General features: G+C 43.9%; 14 protein-coding genes. 5 read left to right on the top strand and 9 right to left on the bottom strand.

Annotated elements, in window-relative coordinates:
* Window positions 1-139: 139 nt before the first annotated feature.
* The 3 genes from htpG (at window position 140) to hemH (ending at window position 3,976) form a co-directional block, all read left to right on the top strand.
* Window positions 140-2,044 (top strand): molecular chaperone HtpG, encoded by a 1,905-nt coding sequence (gene htpG, locus SNR28_RS21605; RefSeq protein ID WP_375750805.1) that lies wholly within the window; start codon window positions 140-142, stop codon window positions 2,042-2,044.
* Between the two features lie 237 nt (window positions 2,045-2,281).
* A complete protein-coding gene (adk, locus tag SNR28_RS21600) occupies window positions 2,282-2,926 on the top strand; it encodes an adenylate kinase (RefSeq protein WP_375750803.1) in 645 nt (214 codons plus the stop codon).
* A gap of 81 nt (window positions 2,927-3,007) precedes the next feature.
* The gene (gene hemH / locus SNR28_RS21595; protein ID WP_375750801.1) at window positions 3,008-3,976 is read left to right on the top strand and encodes a ferrochelatase; all 969 of its coding nucleotides are present in this window, start codon (window positions 3,008-3,010) and stop codon (window positions 3,974-3,976) included.
* A gap of 60 nt (window positions 3,977-4,036) precedes the next feature.
* Here the strand turns inward: hemH and asnB are convergent, their stop codons facing one another.
* From asnB to nagB, 5 genes are all read right to left on the bottom strand, one after another.
* Entirely contained in the window at window positions 4,037-5,713 is a 1,677-nt protein-coding gene (gene asnB / locus SNR28_RS21590; RefSeq protein ID WP_375750799.1) for an asparagine synthase B, read from the bottom strand.
* A 172-nt stretch (window positions 5,714-5,885) separates the two neighbouring features.
* Window positions 5,886-7,529, bottom strand: a complete 1,644-nt coding sequence (locus SNR28_RS21585) for a cation:proton antiporter (protein ID WP_375750798.1) — start codon at window positions 7,527-7,529, stop codon at window positions 5,886-5,888.
* 145 nt (window positions 7,530-7,674) lie between these two features.
* A complete protein-coding gene (locus SNR28_RS21580) occupies window positions 7,675-8,892 on the bottom strand; it encodes an ROK family protein (RefSeq protein WP_375750796.1) in 1,218 nt (405 codons plus the stop codon).
* Window positions 8,893-8,894: 2 nt separating this feature from the next.
* The gene (gene nagA, locus SNR28_RS21575; protein ID WP_375750794.1) at window positions 8,895-10,031 is read right to left on the bottom strand and encodes an N-acetylglucosamine-6-phosphate deacetylase; all 1,137 of its coding nucleotides are present in this window, start codon (window positions 10,029-10,031) and stop codon (window positions 8,895-8,897) included.
* A 15-nt stretch (window positions 10,032-10,046) separates the two neighbouring features.
* A complete protein-coding gene (gene nagB, locus SNR28_RS21570; protein ID WP_375750792.1) occupies window positions 10,047-10,850 on the bottom strand; it encodes a glucosamine-6-phosphate deaminase in 804 nt (267 codons plus the stop codon).
* A 251-nt stretch (window positions 10,851-11,101) separates the two neighbouring features.
* Here nagB and nagE point away from each other — a divergent pair, with 251 nt between their 5' ends.
* Window positions 11,102-12,586 carry an N-acetylglucosamine-specific PTS transporter subunit IIBC gene (gene nagE / locus SNR28_RS21565; RefSeq protein ID WP_375750790.1) on the top strand — a complete coding sequence of 495 codons (1,485 nt, stop codon included), beginning with the start codon at window positions 11,102-11,104 and terminating at the stop codon, window positions 12,584-12,586.
* A 62-nt stretch (window positions 12,587-12,648) separates the two neighbouring features.
* On the opposite strand, the gene SNR28_RS21560 is transcribed toward nagE, so the two are convergent.
* Window positions 12,649-15,426, bottom strand: a complete 2,778-nt coding sequence (locus tag SNR28_RS21560) for an insulinase family protein (protein WP_375750788.1) — start codon at window positions 15,424-15,426, stop codon at window positions 12,649-12,651.
* Between the two features lie 285 nt (window positions 15,427-15,711).
* Between SNR28_RS21560 and sixA the strand changes: the two genes are divergently transcribed.
* Window positions 15,712-16,176, top strand: coding sequence for a phosphohistidine phosphatase SixA (gene sixA / locus SNR28_RS21555; protein ID WP_375750787.1), 465 nt, complete (start codon window positions 15,712-15,714; stop codon window positions 16,174-16,176).
* An 85-nt stretch (window positions 16,177-16,261) separates the two neighbouring features.
* On the opposite strand, the gene smrB is transcribed toward sixA, so the two are convergent.
* From smrB to SNR28_RS21540, 3 genes are all read right to left on the bottom strand, one after another.
* Window positions 16,262-16,792 carry an endonuclease SmrB gene (gene smrB / locus SNR28_RS21550; protein ID WP_375750785.1) on the bottom strand — a complete coding sequence of 177 codons (531 nt, stop codon included), beginning with the start codon at window positions 16,790-16,792 and terminating at the stop codon, window positions 16,262-16,264.
* A gap of 115 nt (window positions 16,793-16,907) precedes the next feature.
* Entirely contained in the window at window positions 16,908-17,582 is a 675-nt protein-coding gene (locus SNR28_RS21545) for a hypothetical protein (RefSeq protein WP_375750783.1), read from the bottom strand.
* A gap of 232 nt (window positions 17,583-17,814) precedes the next feature.
* On the bottom strand, window positions 17,815-18,450 hold the full coding sequence (locus SNR28_RS21540) for a hypothetical protein (protein WP_375750782.1): 636 nt from the start codon (window positions 18,448-18,450) through the stop codon (window positions 17,815-17,817).
* Between the last annotated feature and the right edge of the window lie 275 nt (window positions 18,451-18,725).

The raw sequence follows: 18,725 nt of genomic DNA, 5'->3' as shown, positions 1-18,725 counted from the left end.
TTTACAGGGAATTTACACAACGTGGGCGTAGTTTACTATCCATACGTGCAGTATACAACTGAATACTGTTCAAAATGGTGAGAATTATATCCATTTAGATATTTTAACCGTCATAAAAAGCAGAATTCATGGAGCTAAAATGACTGAGACAGCAACTCATAACAAAGAAACATTAGGCTTTCAAACCGAAGTAAAACAGTTACTTCACCTAATGATCCACTCATTGTATTCCAATAAAGAGATTTTCCTGCGTGAACTGATCTCAAACGCATCCGATGCTTCTGACAAGCTTCGCTTCCAGGCGTTGTCACAGCCAGATTTGTATCAGGGTGATGCCGATCTAGGTGTAAAACTGACGTTTAATGCAGAGGCTAAAACTCTGACAGTATCCGATAACGGTATCGGTATGAGCCGTGATGATGTGATCGAGCATCTGGGTAAAATCGCGAAATCAGGTACAGCTGAATTTTTCTCAAAACTGTCGGAAGACCAGAGCAAAGACTCTCAGCTAATCGGTCAGTTTGGTGTTGGTTTCTACTCTGCATTTATTGTCGCTGATTCTGTAACAGTGCGAACTCGTGCAGCAGGTCTTGATGCGGATAAAGGTGTTCAGTGGCACTCAAGCGGTGAAGGTGAATACACCATCGAAGACATCACCAAAGAATCTCGTGGTACAGACATCATTCTTCACATGCGTGAAGAGGGTGAAGAGTTCCTGTCTGAATGGCGCATCCGTGACGTAATCAGCAAATACTCAGACCATATCGGTATTCCTGTTTCTATCTGGACCGTTGAAAAAGACGAAGAGGGCAACGATAAAGACGAAGGCAAGTGGGAGCAGATTAACAAAGCTCAAGCGCTATGGACTCGTAACAAGTCTGATATCTCAGAAGACGAATACAAAGAGTTCTACAAGCACGTTTCTCACGACTTTGCCGATCCACTTCTATGGAGCCACAACCGCGTAGAAGGTAAGAACGACTACACAAGCCTGCTTTACATCCCGTCAAAAGCACCTTGGGATATGATGAATCGTGATCATAAGAGCGGCCTGAAGCTATATGTACAGCGCGTATTTATCATGGATGATGCAGAGCAGTTTATGCCAACTTACCTGCGTTTTGTTCGTGGTCTGATAGATTCAAACGACCTTCCTTTGAACGTATCTCGTGAAATCCTTCAGGACAACAAGGTGACTCAGTCGCTACGTAATGCTTGTACTAAGCGAGTACTAACTATGCTTGAACGCATGGCGAAGAATGATGACGAGAAGTTCCTTTCATTCTGGAATGAGTTTGGTCAGGTGATAAAAGAAGGTCTGGCGGAAGATTTCTCAAATAAAGAGAAAATTGCTGGCCTGTTGCGTTTCGCATCTACTGAAAAAGATTCTGCTGATCAGACTATCTCTCTTGCGTCTTACGTTGAGCGCATGAAAGAAGAGCAGGATAAGATTTACTACCTGACTGCAGACAGCTACGCAGCGGCTAAGAATAGCCCGCACCTTGAGCAGTTCAAGGCAAAAGGTATCGAAGTTATCCTGATGGTTGATCGTATCGACGAATGGATGATGAGCTACCTGACAGAGTTTGACGGTAAGCAACTTCAGTCAATTACCAAAGCTGGCCTGGATCTGAGCAAGTTTGAAGACGAAGCTGAGAAAGAGAAGCAGAAAGAGACGGAAGAAGAGTTCAAGTCAGTTGTTGAGCGTACAAAAGAGTACCTTGGCGAGCGCGTTAAAGAGGTTCGTACAACCTTTAAACTGGCAACAACTCCGGCAGTAGTTGTGACTGACGACTACGAAATGGGTACGCAAATGGCTAAGCTGCTTGAAGCTGCGGGTCAGGAAGCGCCTGAAGTGAAATACATCTTCGAAATCAACCCGGAACATGCTCTTGTTAAGCGTATGGCTGATGAAGCTGACGAGGAAGAATTTGGTCGTTGGGTTGAGCTACTGCTAGGTCAGGCGATGCTAGCAGAGCGCGGTTCTATGGAAGACCCGAGCCAGTTCCTAAGTGCGGTAAACAAGCTTTTGACTAAGGTTTAAGAGCTTAAAACCCATATAGATGATATAAATGCTAAGCAACAGGCCCGCATTCTGTGATAGAATCGCGGGCCTGAATGTGAATGTATTTAAGTAAATTTTAAATATTCCAATAATAGCAATAAGTTAACGTTATAGCTTTGTTGGCAATGTCAATCTTATACCGAAACTTACCGTTTGTTCGGCCCAGTGCCAGATAGTGAGCTTCGGTATAAATTTAAAAATAAAAGAGGATATAACATGCGCATCATTCTTCTAGGTGCTCCAGGTGCTGGTAAAGGTACTCAGGCTAACTTCATCATGGAGAAATATGGCATCCCACAGATCTCTACGGGTGACATGCTTCGTGCTGCAATCAAAGCGGGTACTGAAATGGGCAAACAAGCTAAAGCAGTAATCGATGCTGGTCAGCTTGTATCTGATGACATCATACTGGGCCTGATTAAAGAGCGTATCGCACAGGACGATTGCGAAAAAGGTTTCCTACTAGATGGTTTCCCACGCACTATCCCTCAGGCAGATGGTCTGAAGGATCTTGGTGTGAATGTAGATTATGTTATTGAATTTGATGTAGCTGATGATGTAATCGTTGAGCGTATGGCTGGTCGTCGTGCTCACATTGCTTCTGGCCGTACTTACCACGTAGTTTACAACCCGCCTAAGGTTGAAGGTAAAGACGACGTAACAGGTGAAGACCTGGTTGTTCGTGATGACGACAAAGAAGAGACAGTACGTGCTCGTCTTGGTGTTTACCATGAGCAGACTGCTCCACTAATCAACTACTACGGTAAAGAAGCTGAAGCTGGCAACACAAAGTACCTTAAATTTGATGGTACTAAGCAAGTTGCTGAAGTTAGTGCAGATATTGAGAAAGCACTAGCATAATCAGCGATTAGTTTTGCTATATTAAAGGCGACCCGATAGGGTCGCTTTTTTGTATCTACTGAAAATGGAAGCCGATAAAAGATGGAACAGAAGAATAACAAAGGTGTCCTGCTGGTAAATCTTGGTACACCGGATGAACCCACTCCTCAGGCAGTGAAACGGTTCTTGTCCCAGTTTTTGCATGATAAGAGAGTTGTAGATACCACTCGCTGGATATGGTGTCCTGTTTTACATGGGATCATATTGCCTAAGCGTTCACCAAAGGTTGCTGAGTTATACAAAAGTATCTGGATGGACGAAGGTTCACCCTTAATGGTTTATTCAAAAAGGCAGGCTGAGAAGCTTGAGGAGAGCCTGAATATTCCTGTTGAGCTGGGAATGACCTATGGTAACCCAAGTATGCTAAGTGGATTGCAGAAGCTACTTGATAAAGGTGTCGAGCAAATAATTGTTCTCCCGCTATATCCTCAATACTCAGGAACCACAACCGGAGCTGTTGAAGATGCACTTGAAAAAGCGCTCAATCAGATAGAAAGTAAACCTGCTCACTCGCTAGTAAAAAGTTATTTCGATCACGAACTATACATCAAAGCGCTTGCTGAATCGGTTCGAAAGCACTGGGCTGAGAACGGCAAGGCTGACTATCTACTTTGTTCTTATCATGGCATCCCTCAGAGATACGCTGACAATGGTGATGATTATCCGAAAGAGTGCAAGGCTACCACGGAGTTACTGGCTAAAGAGCTTGAGTTATCAGACAAGCAAATTGGGATGAGCTTTCAGTCGCGCTTTGGTAAAGAAGAGTGGGTGAAGCCTTATACTGATGCGACTCTGGAATCACTTCCTAAGCAGGGTATCAACTCACTGGATATCATTAGCCCTGCTTTCTCTGCTGATTGCCTTGAAACACTGGAAGAGATTGCAGAAGAGTGTCGTGAAGTTTATCAGTCTGCTGGTGGCGGTGACTATCGCTTTATCCCTTGTCTGAACGATGATGATGCTCATATCGAAATGATGGCGAAGCTAGTTGTAGAGAAACCGTTCAAATAACTGCATGCAAAAGAAAGGGCTACCAGATGGTAGCCCTTAAAGTATCGATTCTTTTGAAACTTACAGCGATTCGTAAGAGTCGTTGTGAACGGTCTGTACAGCGCGGCCTGATGGGTCAGCCATGTTCTTAAATGCTTCATCCCACTCAATAGCTTTTGCAGAAGAACAAGCGATTGAAGGACCACCTGGTACACACTCAGCCGCAGACGGCAGCGGGAACAGCTCTTCGAAGATCTCGCGGTACATGTACGCTTCTTTGGTCTGTGGCGTGTTGTATGGGAAGCGGTAAGATGCTGTTTCCAGTTGCTGATCTGTCACTTTCGCTTCTGCTGTGTCACGCAGAGCGTCAATCCAGCCATAGCCAACACCATCAGAGAACTGCTCTTTTTGACGCCATGCGATAGACTCAGGCAGGTAATGCTCAAAACACTCACGCAGGATGTGCTTCTCCATCTTACCGTTAGCGCCACACATCTTATCTTTAGGGTTTACGCGCATTGCCACGTCGATAAATTCTTTATCCAGGAATGGTACTCGGCCTTCAACGCCCCATGCTGCAAGAGATTTGTTCGCGCGAGCACAGTCAAACATGTTAAGTGCAAGTAGCTTACGTACCAACTCTTCGTGCATCTCTTTGTCGTTTGGTGCTTTGTGGAAATACAGGTAACCACCAAAGATTTCATCAGCACCTTCACCAGACAGAACCATCTTAATGCCCATCGCCTTGATCTTACGTGCCATCAGGTACATAGGAGTCGATGCACGGATGGTGGTTACATCATAGGTTTCAATGTGATAGATAACATCACGAATCGCATCCAGGCCTTCCTGAATGGTGTAAGTCATCTCGTGGTGAACAGTACCCAATTTATCCGCAACTTCACGTGAGGCTTTAAGATCCGGAGCACCTTCAAGGCCTACAGCAAAAGAGTGAAGCTGTGGCCACCATGCTGCTGATTTATCGTCATCTTCTACACGCATAGCTGCGAATTTCTTAGCAACAGCGGAAGTGATAGATGAATCAAGTCCACCAGAAAGAAGCACACCATATGGCACGTCAGTCATCAGCTGGCGTTTAACGGCATCTTCCAGTGCTTTAGTCAGATCTTCTTTGCTTGTTGTGTTGCCTTTTACCGCATTGTATTCCATCCAGTCACGAACGTAGTAACGTTGTGGTTCTGCATCAGCGCTGCCGTAGTAGCTACCTGGAGGGAATTCAGAAATAGTTTTACAAACTGGTGTCAGAGCTTTCATCTCAGATGCTACATAGTAGTTACCATGCTCATCATAGCCCTGATACATAGGAATGATACCAATATGGTCACGGCCGACCAGATACTGATCTTTCTCTTCATCATAAAGGATAAATGCAAAGATGCCGTTTAGTTCTTCTAGCAGATCTGCACCGTAGTCGCGGTATAGCGCTAGGATAACTTCACAGTCTGAATCTGTCTGAAAATCGTATTTGTCGGCGTATCTTTCACGGATCTCTTTGTGGTTATAAATTTCGCCGTTTACTGCAAGAATCAGTTTTTTGTCTGGGCTGTAGATTGGCTGAGCGCCACTGTTTAGGCCTACAATTGCCAGACGTTCGTGAGCAAGGATAGCTTTATCAGAAGCGTAAACACCTGACCAGTCCGGGCCACGGTGACGAAGTTTTTTGGACATTTCCAGTGCGGTTGGTCGCAGAGCAGAAGCGTCGCTCTTAATGTCTAAGATGCCGAAAATTGAACACATACGATACAAATCCCAATATTAATTCTGTCTGAATAATTTTAAATGTGGTTTGGTTATATGCGTTCAATTTGCCAGCTCAATAAAAAAAAGCAACCTCTGTTAACGAAAAAGTTGATAATAATACTTGTATGGTAAACATTATTTAAAAATATCCCATTTTATTAAATTATTTCTAAATGGTGCTGTGTTTTTGTTCCACTTCTTCAGATGAATGGATATTTTCCGATACTGGTGTTAAATCAAGCTCCAATCTTTCGAATACATGCCGGGCGAAACCGCTACCAGCTTCTCGATAAATATTGAATGCAGCACTGATTCCTTGTTCGTAAAGACTTTCTACCTGATCCTGGTACTCCGCAATTGCGGCTATCTGACCCTGATACCCCTTGTTCGTTAACATGCTCAATGCGAGTTGGTTACCTTGGTGGTGAGGCATAGCCAGGAGAACAAGTTTGACGTTACCAGTATCCAGAATCCTTTCCCAGAAATCCGGATCGGTCGCGTCTTCACAGATAACATTTCGGGCCTCTTCAGCGTGTTGGACTGCCGCTTCCTTGTGAACTTCAATACCAAGACATATAGAGCCATATCGTTCGGTAATCTCATCATAAGCCCCGGTACCAATACGGCCCATACCTAATATCAGGACCTGGGCATTCCCTGGGTTAATCAGCTGATCTCTGTTGTTCAAAGATTCCGCAGAGTGCTCTTTTAACCAACGGGAAGAGCGCTGGTATATTTTGTTGCTGAAGTTGTTCAGAGGTGCGGCAACAATGAATGAGATGGAAACTGCTAGCGCGATCGATACAAGAATGCTTCCGTCCAGCCAACCCATTTTATAGGCCAAGCCTCCAACAATCAGTCCGAACTCACTGTAGTTGAATAGTGAGAATGCTGCTAGCAGGGAAGTGCGTACTCGAAACTTAAAACCGTTAAGGATGGCAAAGTAAAGGAAACCTTTCACTGGCAACAAAAGCATAAAGAGCACAGCCATAGCCAAACCTGACCATGTAGGTTGTTCTGCCAGTCCTATATTCAGGAAAAAACAGACCAAAAACAATTCTTTAAGGTTGAACAAGGATTTAGAGAGTTCGGAGGCTTTTTTATGGCCGGCCAGCAGCATACCCAATATTAGGGCGCCAAGATCCGGCTTCATGCCAGTGGCAGCAAACAGGCCAGCACCTAAAACTAAGGCTGCAAAAATGCCGAATAAGACCAGCATTTCACCGTGCCCTGCTTTGCTAAGAAGTCGGTATAGAAGCGGTCGGACAAACGGAAGGGCAAACAAGCCTATAGCATACCATTCAGGTAACTTACCAGTTGAAACAGTCAGGAACAGCACCGCGAAGATATCTTGCATAACCAAAATACCAATAGCTAGGGTGCCATAGGTCGCATTCATTTCCCCTTTCTCTTGTAGAGACTTAACAGCGAAAACAGTACTAGAGAAGGAGAGGGCGAAACCAAGGAGAATGATTTGGTCGATACTCATATCAGCCAAGAAGTGAATGCCAAGAATCTTCAGAACCAGAAACGAGCAGGTAAAAAATGCGGTAGACAGAAGATTGTGTATGGTTGCTCCGGCCCAGATCTCTTTTGATAGTAGAGTTTTGATATCTAACTTAAGGCCAATCGTAAATAGCAGAAGTGTTACACCAAGATCCGCAAGGAGTACGATGGTTTCATTGCTCTGATATCCAAGAAAGTTAAGACCAAATCCCGCCAGCAGAAAACCAACTAATGGGGGAAGGTTCAATTTGAGAGCAATAAACCCTGAGATGAAAGCAGCGGTGATCAGGGTTACTTCTAAAGGCATTATTTATCTCCGAAGTTATATAAAAATCAAAAGTTTGCAGAGTTATTTTTGAGTTCATGATATTAAAAAGGGTTGTAACTTTACAAGTACAACCCTTGGGCATTCTGACAATACTGTCGAAGTAATAATGGAACGGCTAGACGTGTTACTCTTCTTCGAGCAGTTTTTGCAGTAGATTGCCATTGAGCATTGCTCGCTTAATCATAGCAAATGCCCCCATGGTTGGCTGACTTTCCAGCTCAGACGCGACGATTGGCAGATCTTTGTGGAAATCTTTCAATGATTGTGTTTCAACGTTTTTTCGTATTGCCGGGAACACAATATCTTCAGCGTGTGTTATGTCTCCCGCAATAACAATTTTTTGCGGGTTAAACAGGTTTACGGTAATCGCAATCGCTTTACCTAGCATGTTGCCAACACGAACCAAACTCTCTTTTGCCAGTTCATCATCACGAAGCGCATGCTCACATACGTCTCGCATTGTTATCTCATCAAGTTCAGCTAACGATGAGTTATACCCTCTGTCGATGAGTTTTTTAATACGAGCGATGATAGCCGGGTTAGCTGCCACGGTTTCCAGGCAGCCAAAGTTGCCACATTGACATTGCTCACCAAGTGGATCGATCTGAATATGACCTATCTCACCAACATTGCGGTTGAATCCAAGAAAAACCTGACCATTTACGATAATTCCCGAGCCTGTTCCCCGGTGTACACTCACCAAGATGGAATCCTGACAGTCACGACTCGCTCCAAAGTAATGCTCAGCCAAAGCACGTCCACGAATGTCGTTACCCACAAAGCATTCTACTTTGAACTGTTTTTTAATCTCGTTAGCCAGTTCCAGACTGTCGATATCAGTGTTAGGCATGTACTCGACAACACCGGTTTCCGGATTAACTAAGCCAGGAAGAACAATACCTATTGCAATAAAGTTCATCAGGATATCGCGATTTTTATCGAGAAAGCTTTTTAGATGAGTAATTAGACCACCTAGCAGGTCGTCCTGATTGTCATAAAGAAACTCTGCGCTTTCGTCAGCGAGAACAGTGCCACCTAGGTCTACAAGACTGTAATGAAGGTAATCACGGCCGATACGGACTGCGATTGAATGAAAAGGTTCGACTTCGGTAGTAAGAGAAATTGCGCGGCGTCCACCGGTGGATGCTTGTTGGGCGACTTCTTTGATTAACCCGTGAGCAAGGAGCTGACGGGTTATTTTAGTGACGCTTGCCGGTGCCAGTTGACTGACATCTGCAACCTGAATGCGGGAGATAGGTCCTTCCTGATCGATCAAGCGGTAAACCGCTGCGCTGTTAAGCTGTTTGACTAAATCTACGTTACCTATCTGTCCGCTTGTCATATTTATGTTTGCTCGTATTGTCCGTTTACTACTGTTGCACGGACGTTATAGCTGCTGTCAAATATGGTCAAGTTAGCAATCATGTCTTTTTTAACACGACCTAGCCTGTTCTCTACGCCAATTGCTTTAGCTGGGTAGAGCGTTGCCATTCTGAGAGCTTCGTCCAGTGCGATACCAACGTGCTCAACACAGTTTTGAACCGATTCAATCATGGTTACTGCTGAGCCACCGAGAGTGCCATTTTCATCAATGCACTTTCCATCACGGTAATATACTTTCTTCCCAACAAAAATAAAGTATTCCATATTGGCACCAGCTGGAGCTGTGGCGTCTGTCACTAATACCAGCTTCTCGCCTTTGATTTTATGAGCAAGGCGGATGTTTGCATAATCAACGTGATAACCATCAGCGATAATACCTGCATAAACCTCAGAAGAATCCAGTACCGCACCAACAACACCTGGTTCACGACCCACCATAGGCGTCATCGCATTAAACAGGTGAGTGGCGAACGTCATACCCGCTTCGATGCCTTTGCGAGCCTCAGCATAGGTTGCATTAGTATGACCAATAGACACGACAATACCTGCTTCTTTCAGACGCGAAATATGTTCATGATCATTTTGTTCAGGAGCCAGAGTGACTTTAGTGATGTACTCACTGTTTTCACACATGAAGTCGATCATCTCTTTATCTGAGCGACGAATGTAATCAGGGTTATGGATGCCCTTCTTCATTACGTTCAGGTAAGGACCTTCAAGATGAAGTCCGAGAGATTGGTTTGGATAACGGCTCTGATATTCTTTTTCTGCTTCTACTGCAAGTCGCATATCTTCGTCAGAAGATGTGATCAGAGTCGGTAGGTAGCTGGTACAGCCGGATTTTAGGTTAGCCAAATGCATTATCTGAAGGGTTTCAGCGTTTATTTCATCGTTAAACATAACGCCACCACAACCATTCAGTTGTAAGTCTATAAAACCGGGACTTAGGTATGCACCATTCAGATCTTTTATTTCTACGTCTGATGGTACTTCATCTGCAGGACATACCGCTTTGATGTTCATGCCGTCGATAACGACAGCATGATTATCCAGTACATCGCTACCTGTGAAGATTCGACAGTTAGTTAGCGCATACATGATGTTTGTCCTCACTTATTTCAAATCTTTAATATTCTCTGCTTCTAGTTCAGAGAAGTATTTCACTGTTTTAACTTTTAGCTCTTGAGTTGCAGGTTCGTCCGCAACAATAACTGCTTTCTGGTGTAGTTGCAGAGCAGATACTGTCCATAGGTGGTTTACAGAACCTTCAACTGCGGCTTCCAGAGCAAGAGCCTTGTTATGACCCATCACAAGAATCATCACTTCTTCTGCATCAAGCAGAGTACCTACACCGATAGTCAGAGCGTATTTAGGCACCTGAGAGATGTCGTTGTCGAAGAAACGAGAGTTTGCAATGCGGGTATCTTCCGTCAATGTCTTAATACGAGTTCTTGAAGAAAGAGAAGACGCTGGCTCGTTAAATGCGATATGACCATCGTTGCCTACACCACCCATGAACAAGTTAATTTTGCCGTATGACTTAATTTTGTCTTCGTAACGACGGCACTCTTCTTCGTGGTCTTCTGCGTTTCCATTCAGAAGATTAATGTTTTTCTCCTGAATATCAACATGATTGAAGAAGTTGTTGTACATAAATGAACGGTAAGATTCTGGGTGGTCAGCTGGGATGCCAATGTACTCATCCATGTTGAATGTAACAACGTGTTTGAAACTTACTTCACCAGCATTATAAAGTTCAATTAGACGCTTGTATGTATTGAGAGGCGTGCCGCCAGTAGGTAAACCCAATACAAAAGGACGCTCTTCAGTTGGCTTAAATGCATTGATTCTTTTAACAATATGACGAGCTGACCAAAGGCCTACATCTTGGGCTGAGTTTAATGGAATGAGTCTCACGGTAACACCTCTAATGATTAAGTGAACGATTAAATCTTAAGCTGATAGCTTGGTTATTTCGAATTATAAAATAAGTTTTATGATCCAGCTAGCAAAATCACCGCTTTTCTCAAATTAGAGGTGACAAATGTCACAATTAAGTTGCTTTTAATTTGCGATGTAAAATTAAAGTCATAAACTGATAAGGACTAAATTGGAGAGCAAAAATAAGTTTTCCACATATAAATAATGTCCTATAGGGGGAACATACGGTGAATATTCTTGGATATTTTCAGAAGGTAGGTAAGGCACTGATGGTGCCGGTAGCAACCCTGCCTGCTGCTGCAATTTTGATGGGTATTGGTTATTGGATCGACCCAACGGGTTGGGGTGGTAACAATGCTCTGGCTGCTTTCCTTATTAAAGCAGGTGCGGCAATCATTGATAACATGTCTGTACTGTTTGCAATTGGTGTTGCATACGGTATGTCTAAAGATAAAGATGGCGCAGCAGCGCTTGCAGGTTTTGTTGGATACATGGTTATCACAACGTTATGTAGCCCTGGAGCAGTAGAGTCTATCGGCCTTGTTGCAATGGACGAAGGTTCAAAACTTGCGTTTGCTAAGATTGGTAACCAGTTCGTAGGTATCCTTTCTGGTATCGTTGCTGCTGAAATCTACAACCGCTACTACCAGGTAGAGCTGCATAAAGCACTGGCATTCTTTAGTGGTAAACGCCTTGTTCCTATCCTGACTTCTTTTGCGGCGATTGCGATTTCTTTTGTACTGATGTTCGCTTGGCCAATCATCTTTGGTGGTCTGATTGGCTTCGGTGAGTCAATTGTAGGTCTGGGTGAAGTAGGTTCTGGTCTATACGGCTTCTTTAACCGTCTTCTTATCCCTGTTGGTCTGCACCACGCTCTTAACTCAGTATTCTGGTTCGACATGGCTGGTATCAATGACCTTGGTAACTGGTGGACTCCGAACGCAGTAGAAGCTGGTGTTGGTGTTGTTGGTGAAACAGGCCGCTACATGGCTGGTTTCTTCCCAATCATGATGTTTGGTCTTCCTGGTGCAGCTCTTGCTATCTACCACACGGCTAAGCCTGAGCACAAAACACGTGTTGCTTCTATCATGATCGCTGCGGGCTTTGCATCATTCTTTACTGGTGTAACAGAGCCTCTAGAATTCTCGTTCATGTTCCTTGCACCGCTACTATACGTACTGCACGCGGCACTAACTGGTCTGTCTCTGTTCATCGCAGACATGATGAACTGGACTGCTGGCTTTGGTTTCTCTGCGGGTCTTGTGGATATGGTACTGTCAGCTCAGAACCCACTGGCTAACAAGTGGTGGATGCTACTAGTACAAGGTGTTGTGTTCTTCGGTATCTACTATGTACTGTTCCGTACAGTTATCCTGAAGTTTGGTCTTAAGACGCCAGGTCGTGAAGACGAAGATGCAGCAGAAGCAAACCAAGCGGGCGATTCTGCAGAACTTGCTAAGCAGTACCTAAAAGTACTTGGCGGTCACCAAAACCTGGAAAACATCGATGCATGTATCACTCGTCTACGCCTGACAGTGAAGAATGCAGAAATCATCGATGAGTCAAAACTAAAAGCTCTTGGTGCAATGGGTGTAGTAAGACTGGGTGATAACAACCTACAGGTTATTCTTGGTCCACTAGCTGAAATCATTGCAGGTGAGATGAAAAATATCCCTGCTAATGTAGACCTAAAGGAAGTTGTAACGCCTTAAGTCAAAACTGAATAGCTAAATACTAAAGAGCCTTCCATGCGGAAGGCTCTTTTCTTAATCCTTTACCCTAAGTCTGTATCCTTCGGCCTCAATTGAAACTCGTCGATTGAACCAATTTCATGTCCGGCATCAAGCGACTCTGCATCTTCGTGAGCATTTCCCTTAGAGTGCATGATTAAACGAGTTGCCGTTCTAGGTTTCAGAATATCGACAACAAAGCGGATCATATCAGCACGGGTGAGTTTCTTAAGCTCTTCCAGAACTAGTTCTCTGTGGTTGAAGTCGTAATCCTTGTTACCAATAGCAACCCAATAGCGCTGAGCCCGACTTCGCAGGTTGCTATCCGGTGCCGCGATCTGGTGCCACAACCCTTTTTTACTGCTATGCCATTGATACTCATTCAGCTCAAGAAGAACCATATAGAACGCATTGAGGAACTCATCTATCGCTTTGAGTAACTCCTTCGGTGCCGCTTTTGGTGATTGCACATATGCGACCAAACCAGGGTGGCGATTAAGGGGCATATTGCCGGTACCAACCATATAACCTAGTTGCTGTTTAGTGCGGATTTCGTGGAAGAAAGTCGCCGACATCAAATGGTTAGCTAAAGTGTATAAAGCAACGCTTCGAGGCTCTATATCCTGTGACTGGTGATAAACCACGATGGCTGAATCTTCCTGATCACAGAATATTTCTCGCTGGAATGAACCCGTAGTACCTAATGTGACTAACGGACGCAAAGATTCTTCGTACTGTTGGTTTTGCACCCTCAATGCATCTTTAGTTATTTCCGCGACAGCAAGGGCATCTTTTCGGTGCCAGTCACCGTATACAAACATCTCAACGTGCAACTCTGCGAGAAGTGCCTCAACAAAATTCGAAAGCTCGTCCATCTCTATAGACTCGATCGCTTCTATTAGCGCGGGATAAGGAGGGTTGTTTGGTTGCAGTATTCCCGTCATTGCATTAAACAGCTGAGAGATTGGCCTATCTTGGGAGGCGTTATTCCAGTTCCTCAACATTTGTTGTTTGATATTGTCGAACCTTTCCTGACTGAAATCACGCTCACCAAAGCGGGTAAGAATCATTTTAAGGAGCTCTGGTTGTTTTTGACTAAAACCAGAAATAGTAAGAGTAATGCCACCCTGATGGGCATAGATGTTGTAGCCCATACCCGCAATTTCTGCTGGATAGGTACGCTTAGCCAGCGAGTCGAGGAACATTTCGACACACAAGCGCATTTTCACAATTTTCCGGGGCGTTGAAACTGCATGAGGACTATCAATAGCAATATAGACCACACCTTTGGGAACTCTGAACTCTTTTTCCTGTAGATGCCACAGCCTGAATCCAGGAAGCTCCTGAATGAGTTCAGGGTGAACTGCTTCATCTTCGATTGCTCTTGGATCAAGGTCATAACAGATGAATGGATTCTCTTCAGGTAGTTCTAGTTCTGGATTTAACTCCGTTTCATTCCAGCTTGAAAGCTGGTCTTGAGAAAACTTGGATACAGAATAAGGGGTGAAGTACCACTTGGCGGTTCTGTCATACTGCAGATTTTTTGCGATAAGCGTTATTCGACTGTTTTCTGGCGTGAGATAAGTGAGCACAGACTCAAGTAGCGATTCATCATACCCCGCCATTTTGTAATCACCATATACGATGTCTTCTTCCGGGTAGTGCTGAAGGTTAATAACCAGATGGCTGACCAGATCGATAGGCTTTGCACTCTCCTGAAAACGGAATGCCGATTCAAGCACCGCTTGTTTCTCTTTATATCGCCACTCATTCAAGCCTTGTTGCTTTATGAGCTGGATATACTGAAATACAGCTTTGGTAACATCATCGGTATGTTCAAGCCCAAGTGGAGTTAGGGTAAAGTTGATGGTGAACTCTCTAAAGTTGCTGCCGCTTACACCACCACCGGCTCCCAGTGACGTAATCCAGCCCATATCCTTGAGGTAAAGCATCAGGCTGCCTTTGCCTTCATAACCCAAAAGGTGTGCAATGTAAGATAGGGGCTTAGTGTCGTAATGCTGATCCATACAAGGTAGATTGAAAGAAATGACCAGCTTTCTGGTTTCCTTAATCGGCTCTACCTGAACGAAAATGCCAGACTCTTTTTCAGTAACTAGAGGTGTTTCTATCGCTTTATCAATGAGGTTATGGTTTGGTATAAGACTAAACCTTTCATTTACCCACTCTTCTTGCTGTTCTAGTGAGTCTGGAGAAATAACAGCCAGAGTCATAATGTCTGCAGAGTAGTTCTTACTATGAAATTCGATTATTTCATCCCGAATCGAACCTTCTTCGCGATCACCAAGTGTTTCAAGGTTACCGACTGAAAATTTTGCAAAAGGGTGAGACTGATTAACGACTTCTTTGTGAACCTGATACAGGCGTCTCATATCATCGTTTAACTTTAGGCGATACTCAGAGTCGACGGCTTGACGCTCTTTATCCAACGCTTCGGGATTAAACAACGGAGCAACAAAGAACTGACTAAAGCGATCTAACGCTTTTTTGAACGCTTTTGGAGTAATATCGAAGAAGAAGCATGTGCTTTCAGTACCGGTCCATGCATTGTTACTGCCACCATGTTGTGAAATGAATGCTTGAAATTCACCGGTTTTAGGGTATTTTTCCGTGCCAAGAAAAAGCATGTGCTCAAGATAGTGAGCTAAACCCTGGCGTTCAACTGGATCATCAAAATGGCCAACATGAACCGCTAGTGCAGCAGCAGATTTTGTCGCAGTGCTATCGTGAATCAATAGTGTGCGTAACCCATTGCTCAATGTTACATATCGGTATTGATTGGTGTCATTTGGGCTTAAGTGCACAGTGCTCTCCGGCGTTAAGTGATAGTCTAAGGTTGTTTTTAAGCTACCTGATGCCTATAGGATCCGGCAATAGTTGTTGATTTTCAAGTATTAACATCAAAGCCGAAGTTTATGGCAAGGTAATTGATAATATTGTAATTGTTTGAGTTTGTATATCAGCGCCAGCTATCGAGTATACGTAAAATGTACAACGATTATATTAGTTTAGTTGAAGAGTGCTCAAACGAAAAGGAGCGGTGCGCGTTTATGCACCCTTTACGCTGATGGATTTAAAGGTGAAATAGTATGAAAGTTCTCATAATGCGCCATGGCGAAGCTGAACACTTCGCGGCTAGTGATGCGGAGAGAGAATTAACAGAGAGAGGCCGTATTAATTCTGCTGCTGTTGCCAGGGCAGTTGTCTCTCAGGGAATAAGCGAGTTCGATTACGCCTTGGTTAGCCCTTATATTAGAGCGAATCAAACTTGGGAAACGATAACAGAGAGTTTCTCAGCAAAAGAAGTGGAAACCTATGAAGAGGTGACACCTTATGGTCAGTCTGCCGATGCATTTCAGTATATTTCTGCTTTGATTGAAACAAAAAATCTAGAGAGTGTGATTATTGTTTCGCACTTGCCTTTGGTTGGTTACCTTACGTCAGAGTTTGTGACAGGTATGACGCCTCCGATGTTTCCTACTTCTGGGCTTGTTTGTATAGAGTATGATCCAGAAAGTGGTAAAGGTGAGTTTCTCTGGCACGTACATCCGTAGTTTGGGTTTGAATTGAAATAAGGGCAGAGCGCCCTTGTTTTGGTTTCTAGGTTTCTATTGATTGAGAAAGTAGTAGAGAAAGTCTCTATTTCTCTGGAATTGAAAGCAGCACTAATAGTGCACCATCACCACCAAACTCAAGTGGAGCTTGATGATAGGCCATCACATCCGGGTGCTGAGCCAGCCAAAGCGGCACTTTCTGCTTGAGTATATGCTTACCTATGCCATGCATGACGCAAGCACAATGCACATTTTCTTTTACGCAATGCGCAATCATGGCGCCAAGCTCAGCTTTCGCTTCTTGCTGAGTCATTCCGTGCATATCCAGGTAAACATCTGGAACGTAAACTCCTCGTCTAAGGCGCTTCACTTCGAACTTCGACACATCATCACGGGCGTAACGTGTCGGACCATCCTCATCGAGATGTGGAATAAACTCATCAGAGAAGAAAAACTCGTTGTCTTTGGCTTCTCGGAATGAGCGAGCCGCTTCTTTTGACTTGGTGTTTTTTTTCGGTTTTTGAACGACGGTATCTTGCTGGATCTTTTTGATACCCTTTACTTCGTTTTGAAACAACGAGAAGTCGTCCTCGAAGCTATCGTCTTTGTTACTCATTTGACTTCTTTATATTCGCTAAAACACTTATGCCGGTATTGTAGCGCTTTTACATAGCTAACCAAAATATTAAACAGGGCTTAACCAAACGCTAGGCCCCGTTCTCTGCTATGCGTTAAAAGTAGAAGTATGCGTTCAACCAACCTTTGCTATCTGTCGCACCTTTAAAGCGTGAAGTTTCATATTTAAAGCCTACACTTGTGTTGTCACTCGTCATATAGCCACCGCCTAGCTCTAGTTCTGCGGACCAGGATTTGGCGTCATGGACATATGTGCTTTTAGGATTTGCATATAGCCAGTGGCCAGCATCGAAAGCATACATTGCATATAAGCCAGGCTGCGCAACCCATGAAGATGATTTTGCGTTCAGCGTTTTATCTTCACCAGAAACTTTACCCGCTGCCAGCATCGGGACCATTATTATGTTGTCAGTGACCTGAATTTTCTGAACCAGTCCTGCCATCAATCCATTGGAGTTTGCTTTATCTCCCTTGCTTCCAAGCACATCAACAGACCAACCAAAACCGCTATCTTTGTCTACGTTGAAGTATCGTGCACGATAGTCTAGCGAATCCGTCTTGGTGTTTTTGCCTAGGTCGAATGAAGCGATATGTTCACCGAAACCAAACACACCTACAGCCTGATAAGCGTCATCGCTGCCCTGAATGCCAAGACCACGGTATGAAGCGGTTGGATCACCGTAGTTCACTTGCTCTGCGGTATCATTCGCCAAAACAGCGCCACTTAGACATAGGGATGTAAGAGCTATTGCCAGTAGAGATTTTTTCATGGTTGCCTCTCAAAAATATTTGTTTGGGTGAGACTTGCGATTTGTATCGTGATTAAACACTTGGCAAGCTCACTGTTGTTTCGAATTGGTGCCATCATGCTGGAGAGGCTTTTTCGAGAGTATTTAAACGGTTTTAGAGGAGGCTAGAAATGAAATAGTATGAGATAGCTGGTGTATAAACCAGCTACCTATACTAGATGAAAACAGGGATTTAAAAGTGAAGTTTGCTTAATTACTCGCTGTAATCAGCCCACTCGCGCCACTCTGCAATATCGCGAGGGTCACCGTAGGCGCGCGCAAATCTTGTAAACGACTGAGGGACAGAAATATCGTATTTGTCCTTAAATACGGAATTCAGCTTCCAGTGCGTTGAATATCCCTCGTTCATCAGATCAAACGCTTTATGCGCATTCATCCAGAACTTAGGGTTGGCCTGTCCTTTTGTACTCTTCCATGGGTAAGAAGGCTTAGCATCTTGTGTGCTGTAAACAGCACTACCTACCTGATGCAACAACTTTGACAACATATCTGGACCTAACTCTTTTATTGTCATCGTTTTAATCGCTTCAATATCGTCACCAACCTGAATCGCAACTCGATTAATCAAGAAATCCAAATCTAGCGATATGCAGATTTCGTATCCTATAAAATCGACGCGTTCCAAAATGGCATCGCGAAAATCTTCTTTAGTAAAGTCTTTGTTTCGAATAGCGCGACGAAAGGCAACTGCGTTCTGGTTTTTCTCCATAACGTGAGCCTGAAGGTCGGGGTAGTTTTCTAACGCAGTCGTGCTGAATGAGAGTATTTCCAATAACTTATCTTGCTCAACGATGAGTTCACCAAGTTGTTGCTTAGCTTTTTGATCCATATCTTGTCCCTGTTATTGAGTTAGGTATTCCAGTATTTGCGTATGACTCTATGTTAACATATTGAAATTAGGCGATGTATAAGCAGAAATGCAAGAGATAGCTAGTACCCTTTTGTTACTGCGGCAGTGCTGTTGACCTGAAGCAATTCTAGCAATTCGCTTAAAGTGAAATTGTTTATACTGTAGAATCGCGCAAATTTACTAATTTATACATCTTAGAACAGATCGATGGAGTACATGAATAATCAGGTTGTGAAGGTGTAAGCCCTGGCTTA

It is taken from the genome of Vibrio iocasae (genome assembly GCF_042245395.1).
Classification (GTDB): Bacteria; Pseudomonadota; Gammaproteobacteria; order Enterobacterales; family Vibrionaceae; genus Vibrio; species Vibrio iocasae.
Note: the sequence above shows the minus strand (reverse complement) of the source record. Positions and strands in the feature narration are given on the sequence as shown.